Annotated in this window: 10 protein-coding genes and 1 pseudogene; 6 read left to right on the plus strand and 5 right to left on the minus strand. The window is 38.4% G+C overall.

Annotated elements, in window-relative coordinates; genetic code table 11:
* Positions 1 to 89 precede the first annotated feature (89 nt).
* On the plus strand, positions 90 to 623 hold the full coding sequence (gene coaD / locus IQ226_RS24045; protein ID WP_193899590.1) for a pantetheine-phosphate adenylyltransferase: 534 nt from the start codon (positions 90 to 92) through the stop codon (positions 621 to 623).
* Complete coding sequence (locus tag IQ226_RS24050; protein ID WP_193899592.1) at positions 551 to 1,264, plus strand: DivIVA domain-containing protein; 714 nt, start codon at positions 551 to 553, stop codon at positions 1,262 to 1,264. Before coaD ends, IQ226_RS24050 begins: the two co-directional genes overlap by 73 nt.
* Before the next feature lie 69 nt (positions 1,265 to 1,333).
* Here IQ226_RS24050 and IQ226_RS25450 read toward each other — a convergent pair.
* A pseudogene (locus IQ226_RS25450) lies at positions 1,334 to 1,525 on the minus strand (hypothetical protein); the annotation flags it as partial.
* A 37-nt stretch (positions 1,526 to 1,562) separates the two neighbouring features.
* On the opposite strand from IQ226_RS25450, the gene IQ226_RS24055 reads away from it, so the two are divergent.
* The 3 genes from IQ226_RS24055 (at position 1,563) to IQ226_RS24065 (ending at position 3,598) form a co-directional block, all read left to right on the plus strand.
* A complete protein-coding gene (locus tag IQ226_RS24055) occupies positions 1,563 to 1,691 on the plus strand; it encodes a DUF4351 domain-containing protein (protein WP_193899594.1) in 129 nt (42 codons plus the stop codon).
* A gap of 121 nt (positions 1,692 to 1,812) precedes the next feature.
* On the plus strand, positions 1,813 to 1,950 hold the full coding sequence (locus IQ226_RS24060) for a DUF2887 domain-containing protein (protein ID WP_370567226.1): 138 nt from the start codon (positions 1,813 to 1,815) through the stop codon (positions 1,948 to 1,950).
* 244 nt (positions 1,951 to 2,194) lie between these two features.
* Positions 2,195 to 3,598, plus strand: coding sequence for an IctB family putative bicarbonate transporter (locus IQ226_RS24065; RefSeq protein WP_193899596.1), 1,404 nt, complete (start codon positions 2,195 to 2,197; stop codon positions 3,596 to 3,598).
* An 83-nt stretch (positions 3,599 to 3,681) separates the two neighbouring features.
* Here the strand turns inward: IQ226_RS24065 and smpB are convergent, their stop codons facing one another.
* Together smpB and IQ226_RS24075 are read right to left on the minus strand one after the other, a co-directional pair.
* Positions 3,682 to 4,152: an SsrA-binding protein SmpB gene (gene smpB / locus IQ226_RS24070; RefSeq protein ID WP_027400847.1), complete on the minus strand. Its 471-nt coding sequence runs from the start codon at positions 4,150 to 4,152 to the stop codon at positions 3,682 to 3,684.
* An 11-nt stretch (positions 4,153 to 4,163) separates the two neighbouring features.
* Entirely contained in the window at positions 4,164 to 4,334 is a 171-nt protein-coding gene (locus tag IQ226_RS24075; RefSeq protein ID WP_168467507.1) for a hypothetical protein, read from the minus strand.
* A gap of 130 nt (positions 4,335 to 4,464) precedes the next feature.
* On the opposite strand from IQ226_RS24075, the gene IQ226_RS24080 reads away from it, so the two are divergent.
* Positions 4,465 to 5,148, plus strand: a complete 684-nt coding sequence (locus IQ226_RS24080) for a response regulator transcription factor (RefSeq protein WP_193899598.1) — start codon at positions 4,465 to 4,467, stop codon at positions 5,146 to 5,148.
* Positions 5,149 to 5,250: 102 nt separating this feature from the next.
* On the opposite strand, the gene IQ226_RS24085 is transcribed toward IQ226_RS24080, so the two are convergent.
* On the minus strand, positions 5,251 to 5,745 hold the full coding sequence (locus tag IQ226_RS24085) for a leucine-rich repeat domain-containing protein (RefSeq protein WP_193899600.1): 495 nt from the start codon (positions 5,743 to 5,745) through the stop codon (positions 5,251 to 5,253).
* Positions 5,746 to 5,935: 190 nt separating this feature from the next.
* Positions 5,936 to 6,760 (minus strand): leucine-rich repeat domain-containing protein, encoded by an 825-nt coding sequence (locus tag IQ226_RS24090; protein ID WP_193899601.1) that lies wholly within the window; start codon positions 6,758 to 6,760, stop codon positions 5,936 to 5,938.
* Positions 6,761 to 7,099 lie beyond the last annotated feature (339 nt).

The raw sequence follows: 7,099 nt of genomic DNA on the forward strand, positions 1-7,099 counted from the left end.
CCCTGCCCCCTGCCCCCCTGCTCCCGACTATGTTAGATTTAATAAAGTTCTCTTGAAAATCCATCAATATAATCACTTAAAATAACATTGTGATTGCTATTTATCCTGGTAGTTTTGATCCCATCACCTTGGGACATTTAGACATTATTCAGCGCAGTAGTCGTTTATTTGAACGAGTCATAGTTGCCGTCCTCCGCAATCCCAATAAAATGCCATTGTTCACAGTAGAGCAAAGATTAGAACAAATTCGTCTATCTACAAAACATTTACCAAATGTAGGAGTAGACAGCTTTGACGGTTTGACCGTAGAATATGCCCAAATGCAACAAGCGCAAGTTTTGCTGCGGGGGTTAAGAGCGGTTTCTGACTTTGAGATTGAGCTACAAATGGCTCACACTAATAAAACGTTGTCTACTCAGATCGAGACAGTTTTTCTGGCAACATCAAATGAGTATAGTTTTTTAAGTAGTAGTGTGGTAAAAGAGATTGCCAGGTTTGGTGGCTCTGTTGATCATCTTGTTCCCCCACACATTGCCCTAGATATATACCAATGCTACAACCAAAAATCCCTAGCCTCGAATCCAACCACAACGGCAACAATCCTCCCCCACGAGAGTACGTGAATGGTATCCCTTCCATTGGCAATCCAGCCCCAACATCAGGGGTAGATATTCAGCACGAACTCAACCAATTAGAGGAAATAGTTCTCTCTAGTTTGAGGATTCCCCTGACGGGACGTACCTTAATAGATGAAGACAAATTACTTGAACAACTGGATTTTGTCCGTCTTTCTTTACCAACGGTGTTTCAGGAAGCGCTCAATATTTTGGCACAAAAGCATGAAATTCTCCTAGAAGCGGAAGAGTATGGACAACAGGTAGTAGACGTGGCCCAAGCCAAAAGAGCGCAAATTTTGTCCGAAAGTGATATTGTCAGGCAAGCACAGCGAGAAGCTGACCAACTGCGGCGACAAGTCCAGCAAGATTGTGAAGCAATGATGCAAGACACCCTCGCAGAAATTGACCGCAAACGTCGCGCTTGTCAACAAGAATTAGAAGAAATGCGCCAAATTGCAATTTCTCAAGCTGAAGAAATTGAAGATGGTGCTGATAAATACGCTGATAACGTTCTGGCTAATATTGAACAGGATATTCAGGAAATGTTAAAAATTATTACTAATGGTCGCAAACAATTAAATTCCCCCAGTGTCCCCAAGAATGGAGATCACCCCCAACAACGCCCCCATAATTCCAAAAAAAGATAGTATAACCTCGTTCCCAGTCAGAGACTGGGAATGCCATCACAGAGGCTCTGCCTCTTGCAGTTATTAAAGTCAGCACCTTCTATAATTCATTCCCATACAGAGTATAAGGGAACACCAAAAATAAATTACCCAATTTTGTCGGAGAGAATCAATACATGATTGCAAGTAATCAATCTGCGTTCTCCTAGCTACTTGCATGACCGCATCAACGTGAGCAGGACTTCCAGCCTTGCCTAAATGCTTGTATTTACTCAATTTGTCGTGGTCTAGTGCTGCGTATGTTGACTAAGCGGTAGGATTGCTGTCTTTAACCCAACAAGAGCAAATAAGAAGTTTGAATATAGAGCAGTTGGAGAGTTTAGGGAAATCCTTGTTAGATTTTACAGAAATATCCGATTTAGATGGGTGGCTTTTGGCGCATTTGTAGAAAAATAGAATTTTTGGCTCAGGAGATTAAGGAGAGCAATAGGTAATTATGAAAACTGATAAACTGTTTTACCGACTATTTTTATCTCAGCCAGAATTAATTACTGAAGTTAATCCCAGAAATTCCCAAAGATTGCGAATTTACCTATAGTGCGCCTACCGTCAAAGAAAAAGGATTTGCAATAGATGGACTATTAACACCAATTGCCAAAGATCTAAATTTACCTTTGGTATTTTTGGAGGCACAGATGCAGAGTTAAACGCCTATATCTAGAAGATTTATTACCGTTAAGACACTTCCAAATAAAAAAATGTCCCAAAACTGATGCAAAAATTCTCTCTCTGTGTACTCTGTGCCTCTGTGGTATGGCTAACGCCAGGCTTCGCTATCGTTTTTTGGAATAATTTATTTCTTGGAAGTCTCTAACAGGAAAGGAATATTAATTTTCACAGCTAGACTTGGCGTAAGCTATACTGCATAGCTCCTGTATTCTGTATTTATTCATGAATTTAGTCTGGGAAAGATTGACTTTATCTTCTTTACCACTGAAAGAATATTTGTCTGGTAGTTACCTACATCGGTTTCTGGTGGGACTTTTGCTGCCTTGGCGACAAAGTAGTATCTTAATGCAGTGGGGAGATGCTATTGCTGTGGGCTTACTTAGCCTTGTTTATGGTCTTGCACCTTTTGTTTCTACTACTTTAATCGGTTTATTGTTGGTGGCTTGTGTCGGCTTTTGGCTGCTGTTGACTTTATCGGATGACAATAAATCAGCAAACGCGGCTTCCGTTACTCCTATTCATCTGCTGGTGTTGCTGTATTGGAGTATTGCTGCCATATCAACGGCTTTATCACCGGTGAAAAAAGCCGCTTTGGGTGATTTACAAACATTAACTCTTTATTTGTTGCTGTTTGCCCTCTGTGCTAGGGTGCTGCGAGTCCCCCGGTTTCGGTCTTGGTTGATTACTCTTTATTTGCATATATCCCTGATTGTCAGTGTTTATGGGTTGCGACAATGGTTTTTTGGTGCGAAGGCTTTAGCTACTTGGGTTGACCCGGAATCGCCTTTGGCTAAGACTACCAGGGTTTACAGTTATTTGGGTAATCCCAATTTATTGGCTGGATATCTTTTACCGGCTGTGGTTTTAAGCTTTGTGGCTATTGTGGCTTGGCCAGGTTGGATCAGGAAATCATTAGCATTAACGATGTTTTTTGTCAATGCTGCTGCTTTAATTCTTACCTTTAGTCGCGGTGGTTGGATTGCTTTGTTGGTGGGATTGTTTACTGTAGCGGTATTCCTAATTTATTGGTGGAGTATAAGTATGCCCACATTTTGGCGGAGTTGGTCTTTACCTATTCTGTTGGGAAGTGTGGTGGGGTTATTGGTGATAGGGGTGTTATTTGTCGAACCTTTCCGGGTGCGGGTTGTGAGTATATTTGCTGACCGCCAAGACAGTAGTAATAATTTTCGCAAAAATGTCTGGGAATCTGTGTTTCAAATGATCCGCGATCGCCCGATAATTGGTATAGGACCTGGACACAATTCTTTTAATAAGATATATCCTCTCTATCAACGTCCTCGCTTTACAGCTTTGAGTGCCTATTCTGTTTTTCTAGAAACCATTGTGGAAACTGGCTTTTTGGGTTTTACCTGTTTCTTATGGTTAATAGTCGTCACCTTCAATACAGGATTTTTGCAACTGCGACGATTACGAGAAACTAAAAATATCGAGGGCTTATGGTTAATTGGGGCGATCGCTAGTATACTAGGTATACTTGGTCAAGGTCTATTTGATACGGTCTTCTATCGCCCTGAAGTTAATACTCTCTGGTGGTTTATGGTGGCTTTAATTGCCAGCTATTGGCAACCTTTAACAAGGAAGAATCAGGTGACAGGTGACAGGTGACAGTTAAGAGGGAATAGGGGGCAGAAAAGAGAAATTTTCTTCTTCCTCCTTCTTTCTTTCTCCTGACTCCTGACTCCTGACTCTTAATACCTCTTCATTGCCCTTTGCATATCTCTTTGATCATCACGACGTTTGAGGCTTTCGCGTTTGTCGTGGAGTTTTTTACCTTTACCCAGGGCAATAACTATTTTTACCCAGCCCCGTTTTAGATACATTTTTAGGGGGACGAGGGTTAAACCTTCCTGTTGTACCCTACCAATGAGTTTACGCAGTTCTTGTTTATGAAGTAATAATTTGCGGGTTCGTCTGGGTTCGTGATTAAAATATGCACCGCTGGAGGTATAAGGAGAAATATGTACGTTAATTAACCATGCTTCCCCGTCACGAAGCAACGCATAACCATCTTGTAAATTGGCTTTACCGGCACGAATTGACTTGACTTCAGTTCCTGTCAATTGAATACCCGCTTCATAGGTTTCTATGATTTCATATAAAAACCGTGCTTGCCGATTATCACAAATAACTTTGTAACCTTCACTCTGTTTATCACTCATCAAAAATCTTCTTAAGTTTTAATAAATACGCCCAAAAATTTCTTTAGACTGGCTTTTTCTTTAATTGTAATCCAAAGGGACTGGGGAAGAGGTGATTGGTCAAAAATCATCTCTTTTTTTTGGAGATTACGTAAAGTTTCATGAACAATTTGTGAAAATTTAATATTTTCTTTAGAAATCATTGATGATGTCATCATGAGTAAGTAATCTTGTCATAGTATTAGAGATAGAATTAGTATTCTTGCTTGTGTCTATTAATATTTGTGATTACAGTAAATTGCTCGACCAAAAGATTATAGGGGTGTACTATCCATGCCCTTGACTATTCTTGTCGCAGATGATGATTTAGGTACACGCCTATCTATTAGTGATTATCTTGATCTGTCCGGGTATAATGTTATAGCTGTTGATAATGGTGTAGACGCTTTGGCTATGATTGAAAAGCGTCATCCTGATTTGATGGTGACAGATATTATGATGCCACAGATGAATGGTTATGAGTTGGTGCGTCGTGTTCGTCAATTATCGGCGTTTCGATTATTACCTGTGATTTTGTTGACAGAAAGAACGAAAACTCAAGAACGAATTTTGGGATATCAGTCTGGCTGTGATATGTATTTGTCTAAGCCATTTGAATTGGAAGAGATAGCCGCTGCTATACGTAATTTGTTAGAGCGATCGCAAGTCATCAAATCAGAATGTCGTTTTCTTTATCAGGAAGAAATCAGTTTTGCCACTTATACAAAAGCAAAAAACGGTCATATCTCCATACCTACTCAGATGCAACAATCTCAGGTATTGACACCGTTAACTGTGAGGGAAAAGGAGGTTTTAGACCTTTTAACCCATGGTTTTTCTAATGTGGAAATTGGTAATCATTTACATTTAAGTCCGCGTACCGTGGAGAAATATGTGAGTAGTTTATTGAGGAAAACAGAAACTAGTAATCGTGCAGAATTGGTCAGATTTGCGATAAAACATGATTTAGTAGAATAGGATTTTTGTCCAATTTGACATTTTTAGTCTGGTAATATTCAGGGAAATTGAGTATTTTGAGGGTGCGTTAGTAAGTCCATAGCGCACCAAAATATAACCCGACTAAAATTTACAAATAGACTCTGGTTTCAGGGGACATTGTTTAACGATAAGTGGATTTTTCGCAAGGTAAAGATAAGCCAAATTAGTCAGATTAGACCAAGGTTTGATATCGCTGATTTTATTTCCCGAAAGGGAAAGAGAAGTCAAATTAGTGAGATTAGACAAAGGTTTGATATCGCTGATTTTATTTTCCCAAAGGTCAAGCAAAGTCAAATTAGTCAGATTAGACAAAGGTTTGATATCGCTGATTTGATTTTCCCAAAGGTAAAGAAAAGTCAAATTAGTCAGCGTTTGATTAGCTTGACTACAATTTCGGGTTTCAGCAACATTTAATAATGCTTCTACCGTTCGTTTCGTCTCTTGAGGTAAACTGGCTTTTTGTTGACACCATTCTTTAAAGGTCTTAGGTGTTTTTATAGGTGCTGCGGTGACTTTTGGGGTGTAAAATCCTAAAGTCAGGGTAAAAATGGTGGTTGCTACTAGACTTAGTTTCATGATTTTAGTGATAAGAAGTTACAGTAATTTTATTATGTTGTCGTGCTGAATTGTTAGATTTGCGATCAAACATGATTTAGTAGAATAGGATTTTTGTCCAATTTGACATTTTTAGTCTGGTAATATTCAGGGAAATTGAGTATTTTGAGGGCGCGTTAGTAAGTCCATAACGCACCAAAATATAACCGGACTAAAATTTACAAATAGACTCTGGTTTCAGGGGACATTGTTTAGAAATAAGTGGATTTTCCGAAAGGTCAAGAGAAGTCAAATTAGTCAGATTAGACAAAGGTTTGATATCCCTGATTTTATTTACCGGAAGGTCAAGAGAATTTAAGTTAGTCAGATTGGACAAAGGTTTGATATCGCTGATTTGATTTTCTGAAAGGCCAAGAGAAGTCAATTTAGTCAGGTTAGACAAGGGTTTGATATTGCTGATTTGATTTTTATCAAGGTAAAGAGAAGTCAAATTAGTCAGGTTAGACAAGGGTTTGATATTGCTGATTTGATTTTTATTAAGATAAAGAGAAGTCAAATTAGTGAGATTAGATAAAGGTTTGATATTGCTGATTTGATTTTCCGAAAGGTAGAGAGTAGTCAAGTTAGTCAGGTTAGACAAAGATTTAATATTGCTGATTTGATTTGCTGAAAGGCCAAGATAAGTCAATTTAGTCAGGTTAGATAAAGGTGTAATATCGCTGATTTGATTTCCCGAAAGGTCAAGTTTAGTTAAGTTAGTCAGATTAGACAAAGGTTTGATATTGCTGATTTGATTTCCCCAAAGCTCAAGTTCAGTCAATTTGGTCAGCGCTTGATTAGCTTGACTACAATTTTGCGTTTTGGCAACTTTTAATAATGCTTCTACCGTTCGTTTCGTCTCTTGAGGTAAACTGGCTTTTTGTTGACACCATTCTTTAAAGGTCTTAGGTGTTTTTATAGGTGCTGCGGTGACTTTTGGGGTGTACAATCCTAAAGTCAGGATAAAAATAGTGGTTGCTACTAGACTTAGTTTCATGATTTTAGTGATAATCAGAATTAAACACAGATAAATGCAAATAAACGCAGATGATTTTATAAGTCCTTAGTGATTTGCTAAAAACTAAAACGACAAATAGACTCTGGTTGGATGGGACATTGTTTAGAAATAAGCGGGTTATCCTGAACTTTAAGAGTCTGTAAATTTTCCAAAGCGGATAAAGATTGAATATTTTGGACTTGATTTTTTTCTAACCCACATTCCGCAGATACTAAAGCAAATTTAGGAATTAAAAATTTAGAGAAAGTAAAGCCTGAAAAGATTGCCGAGCAAAGATTTCAGGCTTTTATTTGTTAAAATAGTGTAATCAAATAGAGA

Source organism: Dolichospermum sp. LEGE 00240 (assembly GCF_015207875.1).
Classification (GTDB): domain Bacteria; phylum Cyanobacteriota; class Cyanobacteriia; order Cyanobacteriales; family Nostocaceae; genus Dolichospermum; species Dolichospermum gracile.